This window comes from Mycobacterium gordonae (genome assembly GCF_001417955.2).
In the GTDB taxonomy this organism is placed as follows: domain Bacteria; phylum Actinomycetota; class Actinomycetes; order Mycobacteriales; family Mycobacteriaceae; genus Mycobacterium; species Mycobacterium gordonae_B.
The window spans coordinates 1-19,955 of sequence record NZ_LKTM01000146.1 but is presented as its reverse complement, the minus strand read 5'-3'; the positions used below and the strand labels follow the sequence as shown (position 1 = coordinate 19,955).

Annotated in this window: 16 protein-coding genes and 1 pseudogene; 9 read left to right on the top strand and 8 right to left on the bottom strand. The window is 67.5% G+C overall.

The window, feature by feature from the left end; all coding sequences use genetic code 11:
• Positions 1 to 78 precede the first annotated feature (78 nt).
• From AO501_RS40705 to AO501_RS13505, 4 genes and pseudogenes are all read left to right on the top strand, one after another.
• Positions 79 to 399, top strand: a pseudogene (locus AO501_RS40705) (hypothetical protein); the annotation flags it as partial.
• 177 nt (positions 400 to 576) lie between these two features.
• Positions 577 to 1,560 carry a TauD/TfdA family dioxygenase gene (locus AO501_RS13515; RefSeq protein WP_231752478.1) on the top strand — a complete coding sequence of 328 codons (984 nt, stop codon included), beginning with the start codon at positions 577 to 579 and terminating at the stop codon, positions 1,558 to 1,560.
• An 84-nt stretch (positions 1,561 to 1,644) separates the two neighbouring features.
• Positions 1,645 to 4,881 (top strand): MMPL family transporter, encoded by a 3,237-nt coding sequence (locus tag AO501_RS13510; protein ID WP_063892866.1) that lies wholly within the window; start codon positions 1,645 to 1,647, stop codon positions 4,879 to 4,881.
• A gap of 72 nt (positions 4,882 to 4,953) precedes the next feature.
• Positions 4,954 to 5,838, top strand: coding sequence for a cyclopropane mycolic acid synthase family methyltransferase (locus AO501_RS13505; protein WP_055578210.1), 885 nt, complete (start codon positions 4,954 to 4,956; stop codon positions 5,836 to 5,838).
• A gap of 6 nt (positions 5,839 to 5,844) precedes the next feature.
• Here AO501_RS13505 and AO501_RS13500 read toward each other — a convergent pair whose 3' ends face one another.
• Together AO501_RS13500 and AO501_RS13495 are read right to left on the bottom strand one after the other, a co-directional pair.
• Positions 5,845 to 6,933 carry a hypothetical protein gene (locus AO501_RS13500; protein WP_055578209.1) on the bottom strand — a complete coding sequence of 363 codons (1,089 nt, stop codon included), beginning with the start codon at positions 6,931 to 6,933 and terminating at the stop codon, positions 5,845 to 5,847.
• 9 nt (positions 6,934 to 6,942) lie between these two features.
• Positions 6,943 to 7,623: a class I SAM-dependent methyltransferase gene (locus AO501_RS13495; protein ID WP_055578208.1), complete on the bottom strand. Its 681-nt coding sequence runs from the start codon at positions 7,621 to 7,623 to the stop codon at positions 6,943 to 6,945.
• A 27-nt stretch (positions 7,624 to 7,650) separates the two neighbouring features.
• On the opposite strand from AO501_RS13495, the gene AO501_RS13490 reads away from it, so the two are divergent.
• The 3 genes from AO501_RS13490 to AO501_RS13480 are packed head-to-tail and all read left to right on the top strand — an operon-like array spanning position 7,651 to position 11,260.
• Positions 7,651 to 8,484, top strand: a complete 834-nt coding sequence (locus AO501_RS13490) for an AraC family transcriptional regulator (RefSeq protein ID WP_082658606.1) — start codon at positions 7,651 to 7,653, stop codon at positions 8,482 to 8,484.
• Entirely contained in the window at positions 8,481 to 9,875 is a 1,395-nt protein-coding gene (locus AO501_RS13485; protein WP_055578207.1) for a mannitol dehydrogenase family protein, read from the top strand. Before AO501_RS13490 ends, AO501_RS13485 begins: the two co-directional genes overlap by 4 nt.
• Complete coding sequence (locus AO501_RS13480; RefSeq protein WP_055578206.1) at positions 9,872 to 11,260, top strand: xylulokinase; 1,389 nt, start codon at positions 9,872 to 9,874, stop codon at positions 11,258 to 11,260. The genes AO501_RS13485 and AO501_RS13480 overlap by 4 nt, the downstream gene beginning before the upstream one ends.
• Here the strand turns inward: AO501_RS13480 and AO501_RS13475 are convergent.
• On the bottom strand, positions 11,257 to 12,756 hold the full coding sequence (locus AO501_RS13475; RefSeq protein WP_055578205.1) for a bifunctional phosphatase PAP2/diacylglycerol kinase family protein: 1,500 nt from the start codon (positions 12,754 to 12,756) through the stop codon (positions 11,257 to 11,259). The two genes, AO501_RS13480 and AO501_RS13475, sit on opposite strands and share 4 nt — an antisense overlap.
• 34 nt (positions 12,757 to 12,790) lie before the next feature.
• Positions 12,791 to 13,105 (bottom strand): hypothetical protein, encoded by a 315-nt coding sequence (locus tag AO501_RS13470; RefSeq protein ID WP_055578204.1) that lies wholly within the window; start codon positions 13,103 to 13,105, stop codon positions 12,791 to 12,793.
• 95 nt (positions 13,106 to 13,200) lie between these two features.
• Between AO501_RS13470 and AO501_RS13465 the strand changes: the two genes are divergently transcribed.
• Entirely contained in the window at positions 13,201 to 13,431 is a 231-nt protein-coding gene (locus tag AO501_RS13465; protein WP_055578203.1) for a hypothetical protein, read from the top strand.
• 16 nt (positions 13,432 to 13,447) lie between these two features.
• Here the strand turns inward: AO501_RS13465 and AO501_RS13460 are convergent, their stop codons facing one another.
• Positions 13,448 to 14,332, bottom strand: coding sequence for a glycoside hydrolase family 16 protein (locus AO501_RS13460; RefSeq protein WP_055578202.1), 885 nt, complete (start codon positions 14,330 to 14,332; stop codon positions 13,448 to 13,450).
• Positions 14,333 to 14,431: 99 nt separating this feature from the next.
• The gene (locus tag AO501_RS13455; RefSeq protein WP_055578201.1) at positions 14,432 to 15,445 is read right to left on the bottom strand and encodes an NADP-dependent oxidoreductase; all 1,014 of its coding nucleotides are present in this window, start codon (positions 15,443 to 15,445) and stop codon (positions 14,432 to 14,434) included.
• Positions 15,446 to 15,493: 48 nt separating this feature from the next.
• Here AO501_RS13455 and AO501_RS13450 point away from each other — a divergent pair, with 48 nt between their 5' ends.
• The gene (locus AO501_RS13450) at positions 15,494 to 16,222 is read left to right on the top strand and encodes a DUF3060 domain-containing protein (protein ID WP_055578200.1); all 729 of its coding nucleotides are present in this window, start codon (positions 15,494 to 15,496) and stop codon (positions 16,220 to 16,222) included.
• Positions 16,223 to 16,230: 8 nt separating this feature from the next.
• Here the strand turns inward: AO501_RS13450 and AO501_RS13445 are convergent, their stop codons facing one another.
• Complete coding sequence (locus tag AO501_RS13445; RefSeq protein WP_231752477.1) at positions 16,231 to 19,302, bottom strand: ATP-binding protein; 3,072 nt, start codon at positions 19,300 to 19,302, stop codon at positions 16,231 to 16,233.
• A gap of 119 nt (positions 19,303 to 19,421) precedes the next feature.
• Positions 19,422 to 19,844 carry a hypothetical protein gene (locus AO501_RS13440; protein ID WP_055578198.1) on the bottom strand — a complete coding sequence of 141 codons (423 nt, stop codon included), beginning with the start codon at positions 19,842 to 19,844 and terminating at the stop codon, positions 19,422 to 19,424.
• Between the last annotated feature and the right edge of the window lie 111 nt (positions 19,845 to 19,955).

The following is a 19,955-nucleotide window of genomic DNA, read 5'->3' as shown; positions in this document are numbered from 1 at the left end:
TGAACTCGCCGTAGCGGGCCGGACCAACCCCGTTCCAGGACGAACAGCTCAAGCGGTTACCGCCACGCCGAATGGTTCTTGACGGGGATATTTTCGACTTCGACGGCGACACTCCCCCCATCAATCCAGACCGGGGAGCCCGACGCACAGGTCACGTTCGCCGGGGCGCAAGCCGATCTCCGTTCCGCGCGGGCGTTTGTCCTCGACGAGGCCGCTGCACTCTGGGAGACGGCATGCGCCGGAGACTCCCCGTCCGTGGCGCAGCGGGCCCGTTTCCACTCGCCGCGCAACAGGCCACGCGGAGCCGTCGATAGGGCGTTCTCATTGGCCGGCGCCGGCGCGGTACACGCGAGCCATCCCATCCAGCGGTGCTTCCGGGATCTGCGCACCGCGGATCAACACGTGTATTTCGGTCCTGCCGCCATGAAGCGCTACGCCGCCGAGCGCTTCCACCTGGCCCAACCGAACTGGCTGATATGGCCGCTGACCGCCGCCATACAAGCTCCAAGGATTTCTCAAGTGCCTCTCGCCAAACTCATAGAAACGCATCTCAGCCGGACGAGAGGAGATGAAGAGATGCTCACAGTGAAGAACACACAGCAGCGGGTAAGCCAGCGCCGGTCGATCGCCGCACCGACGGTCTGGGACCACGCCAGCCTGGACGCCTGGGACTACATGATCGCCGTCGAGCCGCAGCACGCCGCGGCGTGCCTACGCATCCGCGACCGGCTGCGCCGCCTGGGCCGGCGCCTGGACACGATCGTGGCATCGGACTTCCAGGAGCCGGAGCTGGTCGAGATCGCCCGGGGCATCCGGCACTGCCTGCGCCTGGGTCCCGGCTTCTGCGTGCTGCGCGGCCTGCCGCTGCAGGATTGGACGGATGAGGAAGCCTCGATGCTCTACTGGGGCCTGGGCACCTACCTGGGCGGGCCGCAGCCGCAGAACCGCCAGGGCGACCGGGTTTACCTGGTGCAGGACACCGGTCAGACCGTCGCGGAGGCCCGCGGCTCGAAAACCAACTCCGAGTTGATCTTTCACACCGACTCGGCCTGCGCCTACGCCGGAAGCCGGCCCGACGTGCTCGGCCTGCTGTGCCTGCGCAAGGCCGTGTCCGGCGGGGAGTCGGTCATGGTCAGTGGCCACACCGCATACAACGCGGTGCTGGCGGCACAGCCCGAACTGGTGGAGGAACTCTACGGGCGGTTCTGCTTCGACCGCTCGCACGAAACCCAGCCGGGCGAGGACCCGTTCACGTACGGCTCGATCTTCACCGACACCCCGGAAGGCGTCCGCATCCGGTACAACCGGTTGCACATCGAGCTGGGCCACTACCGCAGCGGTCAGCCGCTGAGCGACCGGCAGCGCCAGGCTCTGGACGCTCTGGACCGGGCCCTCAACGACCCCGCCAACCACGTCGAGTTCACCCTCGACCCGGGCGACATCTTCTTCGCCGACAACCACGCCACCCTGCACAACCGCCGCAGTTTCGTCGACGCCCCCGAGGCGGCGCAACGACGCTGCCTGGTGCGCCTGTGGCTGGCCGGCGAACCCCGCAACTGAACGCAGCAAACCTTTAGAAAGCCCCAAGGCCGTCGCGACAGAATTCTGCCGTCGGTTCAGGGGAGTTCAGGGGAAAGGCGAGAAATGTTGAGGCAGTTGGCCACCTTCACCGTGCGGCGCCCCAAGGCGGTGCTGGCGGCGGTCCTGGTGCTACTCGGCATCAGTGTCGTACTCGGCGGCTCGGTGTCCGACAAGCTGGGCACGGGCGGAAACACCGACCCGGCCGCGGAGTCGTCGCAGGCCGAAGAGTTCCTGGACCAGCATTTCGGGACCACGTCCAACCTGGTCATCCAGCTGCTGCCCCGCGAAGGCACCGTCGACGCACCCGACGTCGCCCCGGTGCGGGACCGGGTGCTTCGACTGATCGCGGCCGAACCGAAGGCCAAGGTCACCAGGGCCTTCGGCGACGAGGGCGCCGGTGACCTGCGCAGCAAGGACGGCCGCTCCGGCCTCATCCTCGTCCACGTCGGCGGCACCGCGGACGAGGCCGCCGAGACGGCCAAGCGGATCATCGCGAGCCTGCCCACCGACCCGAACGTCGCCGTGCGGGCCGGCGGCTCCCTGGGTGTGCAGCAAGAGATCCGCGACAAGGTCAAACACGACCTCAAGATGAGCGAGAGCATCGCGGTGCCCATCTCGCTCGCGGTGCTGGTCGTGGTGTTCGGCGGGCTCATCGCCGCGGCGCTGCCGGTGGTGGTCGGGGTCGTCTCGATCGTCTCCACGCTGTCGGTACTGCTGCTGATGACGACCATCACCGATGTGTCCGTGCATGCCCTGACCGTCACAACCGCGTTCGGGCTGGGGCTGTCGATCGACTTCGGGCTGCTGATGGTGTCCCGGTTCCGGGAGGAATGCGCCAATGGCAGGGGCCACCACCAGGCGATCATCGCGACTGTCACCACCGCGGGCCGCACGATCCTATTCAGCGCTGCGACGGTCACCCTGGCGATGACCAGCCTGCTGGTCTTCCCCACCTACTTCCTGCGTTCGGTCGGTCTCGCCGCCACCGCCACCGTGCTGCTGTCGGCGTTCAGCGCGATCGTGGTGCTGCCCGCGCTGCTGGCTCTGCTGGGCAAGCGCGTCGACTCGCTCGCGGTGATCCGGCGCAAGGTGCCGCTGTCGGCGGACTCGCTGTTCTGGCGGCGCTTCGCCGAAGTCGTCACCCGCCGGCCGCTGCTCTACGCAGTGCCCGTCGTCGCGGCGTTGCTCGCGTTGGGGGTCCCGTTCCTGCACGCCCAGTACGCCACGCCCGACGAACGCGCGCTGCCGACGGACTCCAGCGCGCGCCTGGTGGCCGAGTCGTTGCAGCACGATTTCTCCCTCGACCCGTCTCAGGCGATCACCCTGGTCACCCGCAACGATGCCGGCGTGCTCGCCAATCTCGCCGCCGAGGTCTCCCGCATGGACGGCGTCGTCCTGGTCAACGGCACCATCGGTCGCTACGAGCATGGCCAGCCGGTCGGTCCGACGCCCGCCGCGTCCGGGGCCGGCTACGCCTTCGTCTACCTGTCGGTGCAGGCGGACTCCGACCGGGCCCAGCACCTGGTCCGCGACATCCGCGCGAAGATCACCGGCCACCAGGTCGAGGTGGGCGGGCCGACCGCCACGCTGATCGACAGCCGCGCCGCGATCGCCGACCGGCTCCCACTGGCCATCGCCCTGATCGCGGTGGCGACATTCATCCTGTTGTTCCTGTTCACCGGCAGCGTCGTGGTGCCGGTCAAGGCGCTGCTGCTGAACCTGCTGGTGCTCAGCGCGGTGCTGGGTGTCCTGGTCTGGATCTTCCAGCAAGGCCACCTTTCCGGCCTGCTGGGATTCACCCCCGCGCCGCTGAACCCGTCGATGGTCGTCCTGCTCTGCGCCATCGCGTTCAGCCTCTCCGTCGACTACGAGATCTTCCTGCTCAGCCGAATCAAGGAGGCCCGCGACTCCGGCCTGTCGAATGACGCGTCCACCGTCATCGGGCTGGGACGGGTGGGACGGATCGTGACCAGCGCCGCGCTGTTGCTGACGATCACGTTGATCTCGTTCGCCAATGGGTTGTCGTTCATGAAGATGTTCGGCATCGGCACGGCGCTCGCTGTCGTAATCGACGCGACCATCATCCGCGGCGTCGTCGTCCCGGCGTTCCTGCGGGTCGCCGGCGACCTCAACTGGTGGGCCCCCAAGCCGTTGCGCTGGTTGCACTCGCGCATCGGCATCAGCGAGACCGCGGAACACACCCCTGAGCCGGCCCAGACGCCGGAACCCGTCGACACCCCGGCGCCAGCCGAAGACCTCGCCGTGGCGGCAGCGGTGCAGGCGGCCGAAGAATACGTCGAGGCCGGACCGTCGAGCTCCCCGTCGACCTCCCCGTCGACTGAGGTCGAGGTCATCCCAGGCGCACACCTGGTGGCCAACGTCAACGGCACCGTCATCGTGGTCGCCCACCGCGAGCGGACGGCGCTGACCGAGCACTCCGTCGCCGCGCAACAGCTCGCGGCCCTGGCCGAAATGGTGCGGCGGACCGACCCGCAGAAGCTGGTCAGCGCCTTCGCCAAGCTGTCCCGTCAGCCCTGGACCCACACGCTGGTCGACGTCGGCATCGTCACGCCCACCTCGGCCGGCCTGGAAATCCTGCTGTGCGGCAGTGTCACCGTCGCGCTCGATGACGGCGACGACCGGACGTTGCTGCACGGCCGCGGTCGCCTGGTGCACTACTCGGTGCCGATGCCAGCGGTGGCCGCAGTGGTCGCCGTCGAGGAGCTGGGACAGCGGTCACGCGCCGGCATCCCGGCGAACGGCGTCTACCGGATCACCGGCGGCATCGTGCCCGGCGACGGCGCCGTCCTGCGTTCCACCCAAACCCCCGGCCGCCGCGTGCCGGCGGTCGCGTCGCCGCGGCCCGGGCGGTGGGTGGTCCTTGAAGACGGCTCCCACTTCGAGATCGACCGCGACTGCGTCATCGGCCGCGACCCGCACGGGTCGGATGCCGCGCAGCGCGGACTCCGTCCGGTGAGTCTGGAGGACCCCGCCGGTCTGCTGTCCCGGGCCCACGTCGAGGTCCGCACCGTCAACGGCGAGGTGGTCGTCGTCGACCGCGGCTCGACCAACGGCGTCTTCCTGCGCGAGCCGGCCCAGCGGGGTTGGACCCCGATCGCCCCCTGGGAGCCGGCTACATGGCGCCCCGGCTGCTACATCCAGATCGGCGGACGGATCCTTCGGCTACAGGCGGGAACCGCCCCGCTGGCCCCGCGTGGACCGCGTGTCACCAGGCAACACGTTGTGTCGCGGGAGCCTCTTCCCGGCCACGCGTCCGAGGCGGTGTTCCCGACGGGCTAGCATGGCTTAGGTCAATCGGGCTTGGATCACGCACCGCTACGCTCGACAGGAGTCGAGTCGAAAGTTGCCGTTATGCCTGAAAACCAGAATCAATCCGAAACTTTGCAGCCGCACTTCGAGGACGTCCAAGCGCACTACGACCTCTCCGACGAGTTCTTCGAGATCTTCCTGGACCCGACCCGGACCTACAGTTGCGCCTACTTCGAACGCGAAGACATGTCCCTCGAAGAGGCGCAGATCGCCAAGGTGGATCTCTCCCTCGGCAAGCTCGGACTAGAGCCCGGCATGACACTGCTCGACATCGGGTGCGGCTGGGGCACCACGATCATCCGCGCGCTCGAGCAGTACGACGTGAACGTCATCGGCCTGACGTTGAGCCGCAACCAGCAGGCGCATACCCAACGACGGCTCGACGAGCACCCCAGCCCGCGAAGCAAGCGGGTATTGCTGCAGGGCTGGGAACAATTCGACCAGAAGGTGGACCGGATCGTCTCCATCGGCGCCTTCGAGCACTTCGGGCGGGACCGCTACCCCGACTTCTTCAAAATGGCCTATGAGGCTCTTCCCGCTGACGGGGTGATGTTGCTGCACACCATCATTCAGCCCAGCGAGGAAGAATTCGCCGAGCGCGGGCTGCCCATCACCATGACGAAGCTGCGGTTCATGAAGTTCATCATGGATGAGATCTTTCCCGGCGGAGACCTTCCTCCCGCCAAGGCCGTCAAGGAGCACGCGGAGCACGCCGGCTTCTCGCTCAACCGAATTCAGCAGCTACGCCCGCACTATGCGCGCACCCTCGACACCTGGGCGACCGCGCTGGAAGCCAACCGCGACGAGGCGATCGCCGTTCAGTCGCAAGAGGTTTACGACCGTTACATGAAGTATCTGACCGGTTGTGCCGACCTGTTCCGCGAGGGCTACACGGACGTCGCGCAGTTCACTCTCGCCAAGGCCTGAGGCAGCTCACTTGTTGCGGACGCAATCGTAGGTGAGCTTGATCTCCTCACCCAGATCGACGACCTCGAACTGATCGACGCCGATGTCGTTGAATGACTGCGCGCTGATGCCCAATTCGGACCACTTCTTGGTGCTCGTTCGGTCGTCGGCGAAGGTGAGCGGCACCTGACCGCCGTCGGCGAGCAGCATTCCGTACTTCTTCAGAGCGGCGATGACCACCCGTTCGGATTTGGAGAAGTGCGAGTCGTCGAAGTCTGCTCGCAGCCGGAATCGCACGCCGTAGGGCGGAGCATTGGGATCGGTGCTGGCCGGACCTCCCGCGTGGGTGGCCGGACGCACGTAGACGCCTTCCTTCATCCGGTCGTTCGGGAGGATGAAGCGAATCGCGTGATTGATTGCGCCAGAAGCCACTTCATCGGCAGTCGGCAACATTGCGGCAATGGGGAAACCGGCCGCGTCGGCGCTGGTGCACTGATCGCCACGCAATGTCTCGGGGTATGCCTTCGCGAGGTCCCAGACGAAGAAGGCCTGCGCCGTGATGTCTTTACCGGATTGGCTGCCGTGATAGATCTCGTAGAGTTTGCGTTGGTCGCGGTCGACGACGAGCAGGTGACAGTCTTCCTGCCCCTCGGTGGCGCCGGTGGTGTCACAATTCAGGCTCGACGAACCCTCGAGGTATGCCTTGGCCGGCAACGGCATCTGCGCGGGAACGGAGTCGCAGTCCGGTCCGCCGCCGCAATAGTCCTCGATGCCGACCACCTTCGTCTTTCGTGAGTTGCCGTCGGCGAAGAAGATCGGGATGGAGAAGTCGGCCTGTAGGGCTCCGGTCCCCCAACCGCCCGCAGCACTCAGCGCCTGAATGATCGCATCCGAGCGGACTGCCTTGGCGGCGCCCGAAACGTCGACGTTCCACGGCACGGCGGTGGTGAAGAGGGCTCCGGCCGGCACCGGCCCAGTAGCACGGGACGAACCGGGCGAACCCGACCCGGGTGGTGCGTCCGAACTCGACGTCGCCGGTTTGGAGTGGCAACCGGCGACCAGGATCAGCACCGAACACAGGATCGCCAGCGCCTCTGCCGGCCGCACAAGGTACATCGTCCGACATTAACGGGTTGTTGGGCCCCCCGGAACCGGTCGCGTTGCCACGTATAAGGAGATGGACCCGGAAACGGTTCTGATCGCCGACACTTCGGAGACATTCGCGAAGCCGGCTTGTTCGATCAATCCCGGCAGTATTCCGTCCGCGTTGGGCTGGGTGTCCTGCTTGCCGTCGGCGAACTGAACGATTCGGAAGCCCAGCCGCATCAGGGCGTCCCGCTGCACACCGAAGTCGGCGATGAGGAGCTGCCCGCCGGGCCGCAGCAGCGCGAACATGTTGCCGATGATGGCCTTCTTCATCGGCACCGGGCACTGATGCAGCACCAGGCTGGACACCACTTTGTCGGCGATCCCGGGCCCGATCAGCTCGACGGCCCGGTCCCCCATGGCCTGCACGAACTCGACCTCGGCCCCGGCCTGGTGCACCTTGTCGCGCGCTATCGCCAGCACCTGCGGGTCAGGGTCGACGCCCACGACCCGGGCGCCCGGCTGCGACTGCTTCATCCTTATCGCCAATGATGCTGTGCCACAGCCGATATCGACCACGACATCGTCCGGTTTCAGATCCAGCCGCGCAATGGCGGCCGAACGCCATCGGGCTTCGCGGGTCAACAGCGCGATGACCGTGTCGTAGTACTTCGTGTACTTCGGGTCACCCGCGGCGGGCGTAAACGACTGCGCTGACATGACACTCAGTCGTACCATCGGAGAGCCATGACACTCTCTGCACAAACGGCCACAGTCTTGTCCTGCGCGGACACGCCTGCGCTGATCGACATGCGGCAGGGTGGCGCCTGCACGGCGGGCGCGTTTGTCTACGAAGGCCAGCGGGTAACCACGGCGCGCCACGCCCACGACTTGCACCAGCTGGAGTACGTCGTGCAGGGCGTTCTGGAAGTGGAGACGGATGCCGGTGCGTATGTACTGTCCGAGCGGCAGGCCGCCTGGATCCCGGCCGGGCTGGGACACATCAGCACGATCGACACCCGTGTGAGGTCGGTGTCGATATTCCTGCATCCGATCCGCCTGCAACCGTCCCGCCCGGGCGCCGGGATCGTGATGGTTTCGCCGTTGATCCGGCAGATGATCATCTACGCCTGTCGGTGGCCGATCGACAGGGACTCGCCGGACGCGGTGGCGGAGGCGTATTTCCACTGCTTCGCCGAGTTGCTGGCCGAGCTGCTGGGATCGCAGAGCCCATTCAGCCTGCCGACGACCACTCATCCTCAGCTCGCCGCGGCGCTCAAACACACGCGCAATACGTTGGCCGGTATCACCATTGACGAAGCTGCGGCCGCCGCGGGCATGTCGCCACGGTCGTTGCGGAGGTTATGCCATCGCGAGTTGCAGATGACCTGGCGCGACTACACACAACAAGCCCGCCTGATGCGGGCGGCGGCGCTGCTCGCCGACCCGCAACTGAGCGTGCTCCAGGTCGCCACCAGGGTGGGGTTCGACAGCGCCAGCTCGTTCACCCGGGCCTTCCGAAGTGCTTGGGGCCGAGCCCCGTCCGCCTACCGCCGGCACGGCAACGAGTTACCGGCATGAAGCTCAACGCCCGAAACCTGCACACGCTGCGGATACCGACACCCACCTACGATCGCAGCCGGATCAAGGTCGGCATCGTCCATTTCGGCGTCGGCGGCTTTCACCGCGCTCATCAGGCCATGTACGTCGACCGGCTGCTCAGCCAGGGCATGGCCCGCAAGTGGGGAATCTGCGGGGTCGGCGTGCTGCCCCGCGACCGGCGAATGCGCGACGCGCTGCGCGATCAGGACCATCTCTATACCCTGACCCTGGCCCACCCCGACGGCACCCGGGAACCTCGGGTCATCGGTTCGATCGTCGACTTCCGTTATGCACCAGATGATCCCGAAGATGTCATTGAGCTCCTCACCGATCCTGCCGTGCGCATCATCACCCTGACCATCACCGAGGGTGGCTACAACGAACCACTGAGTGCCGTCTTCGCGCTGGTCACCGAGGCTCTGGACCGGCGTCGGCTACGAGGTGTGAAATCGCCGACAATCGTGTCCTGTGACAACATCGTCGGGAACGGCCATATCGCGCGGCAGGCTTTCACTTCCTACGCCCAAAAGTCCAATCCCGCACTGGCGCAATGGATGGACGAGAACACGAGATTTCCGAACTCGATGGTCGACCGGATCACGCCGGTCACCACCCCCGACGTGATCGAAAGCTTGAAAACCGAATTCGGCGTCCACGACGCCTGGCCGGTGATCACCGAACCGTTCGCGATGTGGGCACTCGAGGACGACTTCGCCGACGGGCGACCACCGTTGGACCGCGCGGGTGTCACCTTCGCCGATGACGTGTCGCCGTACGAGGCGATGAAGCTCCGTCTGCTCAATGCCAGCCATCAGGGCTTGTGCTATTTCGCGTATCTGGCCGGTTACCGCCTGGTGCACGACGCCGCGCAAGACCCGCTGATCGCCGAATTACTCTGCCGTTACATGGATTTAGAGGCGATGCCGACCCTCACACCGGTGCCCGGACTGCGGGAGTTCAAGGATGGGCTGCTGCCGCGTTTCGCCAATGCGCACGTCCGCGACACGGTGGACCGACTCTGCGCCGAATCGTCGGACCGGATCCCCAAGTGGTTGCTGCCGGTGGTTCGCGACAACCTGCGCTCCGGTGGCTCGGTGCGCCTGTCCGCGGCCATCGTCGCCAGTTGGGCCCGGTACGCCGAGGGGGTGGACGAAGAAGGCCATCCCATCGAGGTGGTGGATCCGCGGGCTGACACCCTGATTCCAATCGCCCGCTCACAGCGCGCCGACGCGTCGGCGTTCCTGGCCAACCGGTCCATCTTCGGCAACCTGATCGAGGAGCCCCGTTTCGTGGAGCCCTATCTGTGGACGCTGGATTCGCTGCACCGCGACGGCGCCCGCGCGACAGTCGAGAAGCTGCTGCGACCGTGACCCTGGTCGCCGGTATCGACTGTTCGACCCAGTCCTGCAAGGTGGTGATCTGCGACGCCGACACCGGTGCGGTGATCCGCAACGGCCGCGCCCCGCACCCCGACGGCACCGAAATCGACCCCGCCGCATGGGAATCGGCTGCCCGGCAGGCGATCGCCGCGGCGGGCGGGTTCGACGATGTGGCAGCGGTATCGGTCGGCGGGCAGCAGCACGGAATGGTGTGCCTCGACTCCGCCGGTGCGGTCGTGCGCCCCGCGCTGCTGTGGAACGACGTGCGCTCGGCTGGCGCGGCGCGCGACCTGGTCGACGACCTGGGCGGACCGCAGGCGTGGGCGCAGGCCGTCGGACTGGTGCCACTGGCCGCGGTCACCACCGCGAAACTGCGCTGGCTCGCCGACCACGAGCCCCACCATGCCGACCGCACGGCGTCGGTGTGCCTGCCGCACGACTGGGTGACCTGGCGGCTCCGGGGCGAATCCGATGTCGCGGCACTGACCACCGACCGCAGCGACGCCAGTGGCACCGGTTACTTCGACGCCGAGACGAACCGGTACCGCGTCGACCTGCTCGAACTGGCCCTGCGCGGGCGCAGTCCGGACCTTCCACGCGTTCTCGGCCCCGCCGAATCAATGAGTGGCTCAATGTTATTCGGGGCAGGCCTGGGCGACAATGCCGCCGCGGCACTCGGCCTGGGTGCCGGCGAGGGCGACGTGATCGTCTCGATCGGAACCTCGGGCGTGGTGTGTTCGGTTGCCGGCGACCCGGTCCGCGACGGCCAGGGATTCGTGGCGGGCTTCGCCGACGGTACCGGCCGCTACCTTCCGCTGGTGTGCACCCTCAACGCCGCGCGGGTGCTTGATGCGGCGGCAAAGATGCTGCGGGTCGACCACGACGAGTTGTCCGGCCTGGCACTGTCGGCCCCACCGGGCAGTGCGGGCCTGGTACTGGTCCCCTACCTGGACGGTGAACGAACGCCCAACCGGCCGAACGCCTCTGGTGCACTGCACGGGCTTCGGGTCTCGAACTCGATGCCCGCCAACCTGGCCAGGGCGGCGGTGGAAGGCATGCTCTGTGCGCTGGCCGAGGGCCTCGCCCAGCTCACCACGCACGGCGTCAGCGTGCGCCGCATTCTGCTGATCGGCGGCGGCGCGCAGTCGCGGGCGGTGTGCGAGATAGCGCCGACCGTGTTCGGCATGCCCGTACTGGTACCCACCCCAGCCGAATACGTCGCACTGGGCGCGGCGCGGCAGGCGGCCTGGGCAGGTAGCGGATCACCCGAGCCGCCCGGCTGGTCGCCGCCGGCGACCCGGGAATTCATCGCAGATTCCGAACCTGCAGTGCTGCAACACTATTACGAAGTTCGCGAACTGACCGAGGGGAATTAAGCCCGACGAGGAAGGGGGCGAAACACCGGTAGGGCCCGGTATTGCGCGGCGAAGCTCGCCTGGTCGTATTTCTCGCCGATCTCACCGTCGTGCGCGATCAACGTCGGGCCGTCCACCGCCGCGAAACTGAATTGGGGCACCTGCATTTCGTGGTACAACGGGCTGCGCTGCAGACGGCCCAGCGCCAGGGCGGCCAGAATTCTGGTGCGCGCCAGCCGTCGGCCGGTCTCCAGAATCCGCACATCGATCAGGCCGTCGTCCATCCGCGTGCGCCGCGAGGGCGCGAATCCCGTTGGTAGGTATAGCGAATTTCCCACGAAGAACAGCGACGTCTGTAGCGTCTTGTTGTCGTAGCTGATCCGGACGGGCCGTTCCGTGCGCAGCGTGCGCAGCATGGCGTACATGCCCGCCAGCGGCTTGCCGATCTTCTTCTCCAACTTCTCCCGCCGTCGCACGAACGCCGGGTATGCGCCGATGCTGGCGGTGTTCACCACGATCTGACTCTCGTTGAGCCGCACCAGGTCCACGTATGCAACGCTGCCCCGCCGGATCGCGTCGACAGTCCGCGCCACCGAGTCGCAGCCGATGTCCTTGGCGAAGTGGTTGAACGTACCGGCCGGAAAAACCGCCAGCGGCAGGCCGGCTTCCAGGGCGACGGCGGCCGCCGCGGACACGGTGCCGTCGCCGCCGCCGACCCCCAGCACCTCGGCCCGCTCAGCGGCGCCGCGCAGCACCTCGCGCGGGTCATCGGAGGAATCCAGTTCGACGATTTCGGCCTCGGGCAACGCGGCACGAACCTCGTCGAGGACGCGGGCGCCGGTGCCGCTGCCCGAAGCCGGGTTGATCACCAGCACCACCCCCGAGCCATCGGGCCGTTCGGGCGTCTCGACCCGGAGAGGTTCGGTCTTCGGCAGCGCGGTCTCGACGATCGGCGGGACCAGGCGACTGCCCAGGACCGCGATGCCCGAGCCGATACCGAAACCGATGACGACATCCCCGGGGTAATGCGCACCGACTGCGACGCGGGACAACCCGACGAGACCGGCCAGCAGCGCCAGCCCGAAGCCGATCGTCGGATTCTCCAGGCCCACCCCGACGGCGAATGCGGCGGCGCTGGCGGAGTGCCCGGAGGGCAGCGAGTTGGAGGTTGGGTGGCGCCGGACGCGCCGCACCAGCGGCACCGAATCGTAGAGCGGACGCGGACGCCGCCGGACACGCTTGGCAACCTGATTGGTCACCAGGCTGGTCACTCCCAGCGATACCAGGCCGCGGGTGGCGCCGCGCTGTGCGGAGTTCTTCCCCGAGGCGAGCAGGATCGCCCCGATGGCGAACCACAGCTTGGAATGGTCGGCAGCCCGGGTCAACGGCGGCATCGCTTTGTCGAGCAACGGAGTCGGACTCTCGGCGACCGCCTCGAACAGTTCGCGATCGAGAGCGCCCAAACCCCGGGTGATCTGCTTGACACTGCGCAGCGGTCGCACGGGCCGTCGGTTCATTCGGTCCACCCTAACGGTGGGCATACGCAGAACCTCACGGCCGCTCACCCTTTCGGCGCAGGGTCCAGGCCGGCACCCAGTGCGTCACCGCCTTGTGCCGGGCCCCGAATTCCACCGGGTAGGTCACCAGCCCCCACCAGTCGCCCTGTTCGCAGAGGCCCCAGCAACTCAGTGTGCCCTCGACGACCTTGTGCAACTGCAGGCCGTTCGGGTGGTAGCGGCCCGAGCGGTGTGGCTCGCGCGGGAAGAGCACGGTCAGGTCCACCAGCACCGGGACGGGCGGACGCACCGGACGAAAGGGCCCGCGGAGCGGTTGCCCGTTGTAGCCGATCGACGCGAGCCGCCCCATCGATCGATCATACGTTCGAACGGAGGGCCCTCATAGTTTCGCCGATGCGCAATCTGGCAATCCAAGTGCCAACGGTTTCAGAAGGGGGCTCGGAGATGAAGACCATGTTCGCTGCCGGGATTCTGACGGCAGGCGCTGCGTTGTTCACCACCGCGGTAGCGGTGGCCAACGCCGACGAAGTGCAGGTGGAGGGCAGCTACGCGACGCTGGCGGCGTGCCAGGCCGACGGCCCGCACGTGGAGATCACCCACAACGACGCGGCTTACACGCACTGGGACTGCCGTCAGGGCGACGACGGGCTCTGGTACCTGCACCTGTCGAACTAGGGGCGGCTCTGCAGCCTCAGAAGACGCGCACCCAGTCGACGAGCATGTCCTGCGGGTAGCTGCCCGCGGCCGGGTCGCCGCCGCCGGAGCCACCGACGGCCAGGTTCAGGACCGGGAACACGGTGTAGTCCGGGTCGTTGAACGGCCACTCCTTGAACGGCTCGTCCAGGTTCTCGATGCCGGTGGCCGGGACCGAGAAGTACGGGGCCATGCCGTCGGCATAGTCCACCCAGAAGTACATCCCGGTGACGTCCCACTTGACGCGCCAGTTGTGCCAGCCGCCGTCCACACCGATCGGATTGGTCTCGAACGCGGTGCCGTCCGGGTTGGCGTGGACCGTGGTACCCGACGGCCAGGTGCCGTTGCCGTACCACTCGATCAAGTCGATCTCGCCACTGCGGCCAGGGTCGTCGTTGGATAGCCACCACGCCGGCCACATACCGGGCGCCAAGCAGTTGAATTTAATGCGGGCTTCCCAGGTGGTGCCCACGCCGCCACGCCACAGACCATGCACGAGGCCGCCGAAGTAGCCGCCGTGGCCATCGTGGGTGGCGCGCAACACCAGGTTGGAATTGCCGTCCAGGAACACGTTCTGGCGGCTGTCGCGGTACTGCCCCCAGAACTGCGGCTGGTCGAACCCGACCGGATTACGGATCGGCGTCCGGAAATTCGAAATCGCCCACTTGCCCGGATCGGGCGCCGAACCGGCCGGTCCGTCGAACTCGTCGTGCCAGATGAATCCACCAGTCGCTCCGGCCGCGGGGGCGGCGGGCACCGGTGCGGGGCCGGCGGGTGCGGCCGGCCGAGACGGGCTGGCATTTGCTGTCGGGGCCGCCGTCGCGGCCGCCAGTGCGCTGAATCCCGCCATCATGAGCATGCGGCGACGGTCCATCTGTGGCATGGCATGGAAGATAGCAGCCCGCCGGGCGTCGCGTGGACTCTGGCGAGGCGGTGTCGACGTAGCTCCAGGTCAGTGCGGCAAGCTTTTCGCGCGGTGGCCTCAACCCGGCTCGCTGATCTTCACAAGTGTCTTACCGATGTTGGCGCCGGTGAAAAGTCCGTTGAGGGCGTCGACACACTGTTCGATGCCCTCGTAAATGGTCTGCCGGTGCCGCAGCCGCCCCTCGGACTCCCACTGGCGCAGGTTGGCGAACGCCTCGTCGAAGCGGCCCCACTGGTCGAGTGCGTTGAATCCCTGCATGGACGCGGTCTTGGACAGCAGATTGACGTAATTGGACGGTCCCGGGTGCTCGCCGGTGAGGTAACTCGAGATGACGCCGCAGAGCACCACGCGCGCCTTGGACGCGAGCCGGCCCAGTACCGCGTTCAGGACGGGTCCGCCGACGTTGTCGAAGTAGACGTCGACGCGGCGCGGGCAGTGCTCTTTGAGCGCGGCCGCCAGGTCGTCGTTCTTGTAGTCGATGCACGCGTCGAACCCGAAGTCCTCGACGACCGCCCGGCATTTGTCGGGGCCGCCGGCGATACCCACCACCCGGGCGCCGGCGATCTTGGCGATCTGCCCGGCCACCGATCCGGTGGCACCCGCCGCGGCGGAAACCACCACCGTTTCGCCGGGCTGCGGACGGCCGATATCGGTCATGCCGAAGTACGCGGTGGCGCCCGTCGGCCCGTACACCGACATGATCGCCAACTGGTCGTCCTCACCCGGGATGGGTGTGCTGAAGATGTCGTCGCGGATCACCACGTACTCCTGGAACCCGGTCAGCGTGGTGACGATGTCGCCGACAGCGTAAGCGTCGCATCGTGTTTCGACGACCTCGCCGATTCCCGCGGCCCGGATCACCTCTCCCAGCTGCACCGGCGGCAGGTAGCTGGGCTGGTCGTCGAGCCAGGTGCGGAGGGCGGCGTCGATGCCCACGTAGGTGGTGCGCAGCAGCGCCTCTCCCGCTGCGAGTTCCGGGGCGGGGCGGGTGATCAGCTCGGTGTCTTCGGGCTGCACCAGACCGGAGGGGCGGCGGCGCAACAGGATCTGTCGATTCGGCAATGCGGGCACGACGCCGAGCCTATTCCGCGTCCTTGCCGATATGGGAGCATCTCAGGCATGAAACCAGAGGATGACCCGGAAGCCCGGATCCGGGAACTGGAGCAGCCCCTGGCCGACCAGGCACGTGCCTCCGAGGCGGGCTCCGACCTGGGCTCCGCCGGAGGTTACAACTACCCGCCGCCTCCACCGGGGCCGGTTCCCCCGCCCATGCCGTCGACTATGACTCCGCCCGGCTACGGGTACGGCAGCCCTTATCCCGGCGCCACGCCCCGCTCGTCGTCGGGGATGCGCTGGTTCTGGATCCTGGCCGCCGTGGGCGTCCTGGGCGTGCTAGTTCTGGTGGGCGGCATCGCCGCTTATGCCGCGCGCCAGTTCTCCCACGGCGACCTCGTCGTTCCGTCCCCCACCGAAAGCACTTCGGCGATCGCGACTCCCGGCACGTTGCCGACCCGCACCGCACCCTCCACCGGCAAGACACACGCACCCAGCACCGGTCCTTCGCCGTCGGCCACCGCGCCGGCGGGCGAGCCGGTCACGATCTCAGGCATCAACGAGAACAAGACCGTCGCCTGCAGCGGCAACGACATCAACATCAGTGGCATCTCGAACACGGTGACACTCACCGGCCATTGCGCGACGGTGAACGTCTCCGGCCTGCAGAACGTCGTCACGGTCGACAACGTCGACACCATCGAGGCCTCCGGACTCAATAACAAAGTCACCTATCACTCCGGTTCCCCGAAGGTCAGCAAGAACGGCAGCGGGAACGTGGTGGAGCAGGGCTGAGTGCCGCTTCAGCCGAGGTAAGCCTCGTAGCCGGCCTCGTGCGCCAGAGCCAGGCAACGCTGGGTGCATCGCAGGTAACCGGATTCGTCGCCGCGGGCCCTCGAAAGCAAGCCCCGCAACCGCAGCACCGGAAGCTCGAACAGCACGAATCCCGGCTCGGTCGGCACCGCCGCCAAGCGGTCGACGGCACGTTCGGCCGCCTCGAGGTCGGCAGCAGAGCCTCGCGACAACAGCGCCTCCACCAGCACCGTGCTGGCCGGCCCGCGGAAGATCACCTCACCACAGTCGAACTGTTCGTCGAGAACCGTTGCCGCCAAAGCTATTGCGGCATCGACCTCGCCGGATCTGGCCTGTTCCCGCGCGAACTCGATGTCGACCATCCGGCGCAGCGACAGGGTCAGCTTTTCTGCCACGAACAACGCCCGCGCCCTGGCCAGACACTCCAGTCCGGCCGCCATGTCCCCTGGATCGGTGTGCATCAGTGTGGTCGCGCTGTTGAGTAGCGCGTACGCCAACGCTGTGTCGTTGCCGGACTGCTCGGCGAATTCCAGGTCCTCGGCTGCCTGCGCCACGTCCGCCGCGGTGGGCAGCACGGCGCCGTTCTGCAGCGCGGCCTGGTATTTGTACAGGTGCGCGAACGGCGCGGCGCCCGCGTCGACGGAGCGGGCCAGTGCGATGCCCGCCTCGAGGTCGTCGCGCCAGCCGCAGCGGCCGACGAACATGCCGGCGGCGCCCCTGACGACGAGCGCGTAGGCCAGGGGCGACGCGAGAAGGAAATCGCCCACGGTGGCGTCGCCGTCGGCGATGTCGATGACGCGCTGGGTCAACCGCAGACTCTCGCTCACCTGACCGGCTTCCCACTTCGCCTGAGCCGCTGCGTAGAACAGCCCGACGGTCAGCACCGGATCGCCGATCGACTCGACCAGCGTGGTGAACTCCGAGGCCACCTCGGCGGCTTCGGAGTTGCGGGAGTTGAAGGTCAGCGTGGTCAGATGTCCGGCCATCCCCAGCACCAGTGACCTTTTGTCGCCGGCGGCGGTGGTGAGTTCGCGCAGTTCGTCGAATCCGGTGTCCGAGGGCGTACCGCCTACCTGAAAAGTGCTGCCGCACAACATTGCCCGCGGTGTGATCCGCATGTCCAGCCGGTCGGGTTCGTCGTCGGGCAACCGGTCGGCCACGTCGCGCGCCGATTCCCAGCTCTTGCGCGCCGCCCGGATGTCGCGGGTGCCGTACCAGGTTGCCGCCTGCATGTGCCAGTCGAAGGCGTCCCGCAGATCGCCGGCGGCCGCGTACTGCGTGGCCACGATGGCGGCCTCCTGGCCGGTGTAGCGGCCGTGGGTGCGTTGCAGCACGGCCGCCACCCGCCGGTGCAACTCCGACCGCCCGGACTTCAACTGCGATTCGTAGGCCACCGCCTGGATCAGCGGATGGCAGAACGCGTACCTGGCGTGCGGGGTGAAAGCGATCTGCTCGATCAGCTCCGTCTCGATCAGCGGCGCCAAATCCGTTGCATCCATCAGTGATTCGAGCAGCTGCTGATCGAATCGGAGGCCGATGACGGCCGCGGCATTCAGTGTGCGTTTGGCCGTTGCGGTGAGGCGGTCGATGCGGGCGCTGATGATCGCCTGAACACTGGCAGGTACCTGGATGTCGGCTTGCGGGCGGACACAGACATAACTGCCCGGCAGCCCCTCCAGGACACCCCGCTCGGCCAGGTCGCGCACGATCTCTTCGGCGGCGAACGGCAGACCGGCCGCCCGCTCGGCGATCACGGCGGCCAACCGGAACACCGAGGGGTCCGGACCCAGCAGCGCGCCGACCAGTTCGGCGGTGTGCGAATCATCAAGGGGCACAAGGGAGAAATGCTGCGAACCGGTGATCGAGGACAGCGCCCCGTCATACTCGGGCCGGTAGATCACCAGCAGCGCCGCGCGCATCCGCGGTACCGCCGCGGCGAAGTCGGCGAGCAGTGCTTCACTGACGCTGTCGATCCAGTGGGCGTCCTCGACGACGTACAAGGCCGGCTCGGCCCGGGTCAGCGCCACGGTTTCGATGAGTTTGACCAACCGGCGGCGGCGGGCTTCCGGGGTGATGTCCGGTAGCACGGTCTCGGGGTCGCGAATGCCCAGCAAGTCGTCGAGCAGCAGCAGATCCTCAGCGCCGGCGCCGGGAAACTTGGCCCGGACCCGCGCCCGGCCGGCCTCCGCCGGCACCGCACCGACACCGAAGACCGCCCGCAGCAGCCGGGAGATCACGTGGAACGGGATGTCGCGGGTGTGGGATTCGCAGTAGGTGACAAAGACTTCGAATCCGCGCCCGCTGGCCGTCGCCACCACCTCGCGACCCAACCTGGTCTTTCCGACACCGGGCCGCCCCGACACCGTGACGATGGCTCCGTGGCCGCGCCCCGCCTCGTCCAGAAGTTGCGCTGCGGCCGCAGTCTCCACGTGGCGCCCGACCAGCCGGGACTCGTGGCGCACCTTGTGGGTTCGTCCGGGATCCTCGACACCGACGCCCAGCAGTCGCCGCGCCGGGACGCCGGTCTCGAAGCCTTTGATCCGCACCGTTTCCGCGGGTGCGAGGGCCACCCGGTCGTCCACCAGCCGGGCAGTGGACTCGCTGAGCATGACTCCGCCTGGTGGTGCGACGGATTCCATCCGCTGGGCCATCCCCACCTGCTCGCCGACCGCGGTATAGCCGAGGTGGGCGGCACCGACTTCGCCGGCGATCACCTGCCCGGAGTTCAGGCCGACCCGCACCCGCAGATCCATGTTGTCCCTGCGGGAGACCTCGGCGGCCAGCCGCTGCGCCACCTGCTGGATGTCCATGGCCGCCAGGCAGGCGCGAAAAGCATGGTCCTCCAACGCGATCGGCGCACCGAAGAGCGCCATGATGCCGTCGCCGGTGAATTTGTCCACGGTGCCCGCGTAACGCTGCACCACCGCCGCGGATCGATCCACCAACTCGGTCATCACCTCGCGCAACCGCTCGGGCCCGAGGGCTGCCGCCATGTCCATCGACCGCACCACGTCGGCGAACAGAACGGTCACCTGCTTGTATTCGGCAGGCTGGACGACCACCGTCAGCGGCGCACCGCATGCGTCGCAGAACCGCGCGCCCTGGCGCGGCTCGGAACCGCAGTTATGGCAGACGGATGGGGTGGCGGCCACAATCTGCCCAGCATAGGCCGCTGCCGGGTCTAGGCAGGATCGCCTATTGCGTCTTTCGCCGGGCCATCAGTCGGGTCGTCCAACACGCTGACGGCAATGCCGTACGGCAGGAAGCGCACCTTGCGCTTGGGGTCGGTGTTGTTCTTGTTGGCGCGCAGGGCGTCGAGTTCGTTGGCGTACACCTGCTCAACCCGCGCGCCGCCGTCGGCGTCCACGGTGTAGATGGCCCACACGCCATCGCCGGCCTCGCCGGCGGTTTCGGGTTCCGGGCGGCTGCGCCGGGACAGATCTTCGAAGAGCAGCGACCAGCCCGGGCGCCCGCCGGGGGACCCGACATACCGGCCGATCCGCTCGAACGCGTCACGTAGCCCTTCGGTGCCTTCCCGAATCACCCGGTCCAAGTCCTCGGGATCGAACCCGAAGCCGCCGCCCGACCCACCTTTATCGCTCATACTGCCCAGTCTGCGCTCAACCTGGCAGATGCGCTACGGACCGGGTTCCGCGGGCGGGGGCGGCGGCGGTGGCGGGTTGATCGGGATCGGGATCGAGACGAACGGCAAATG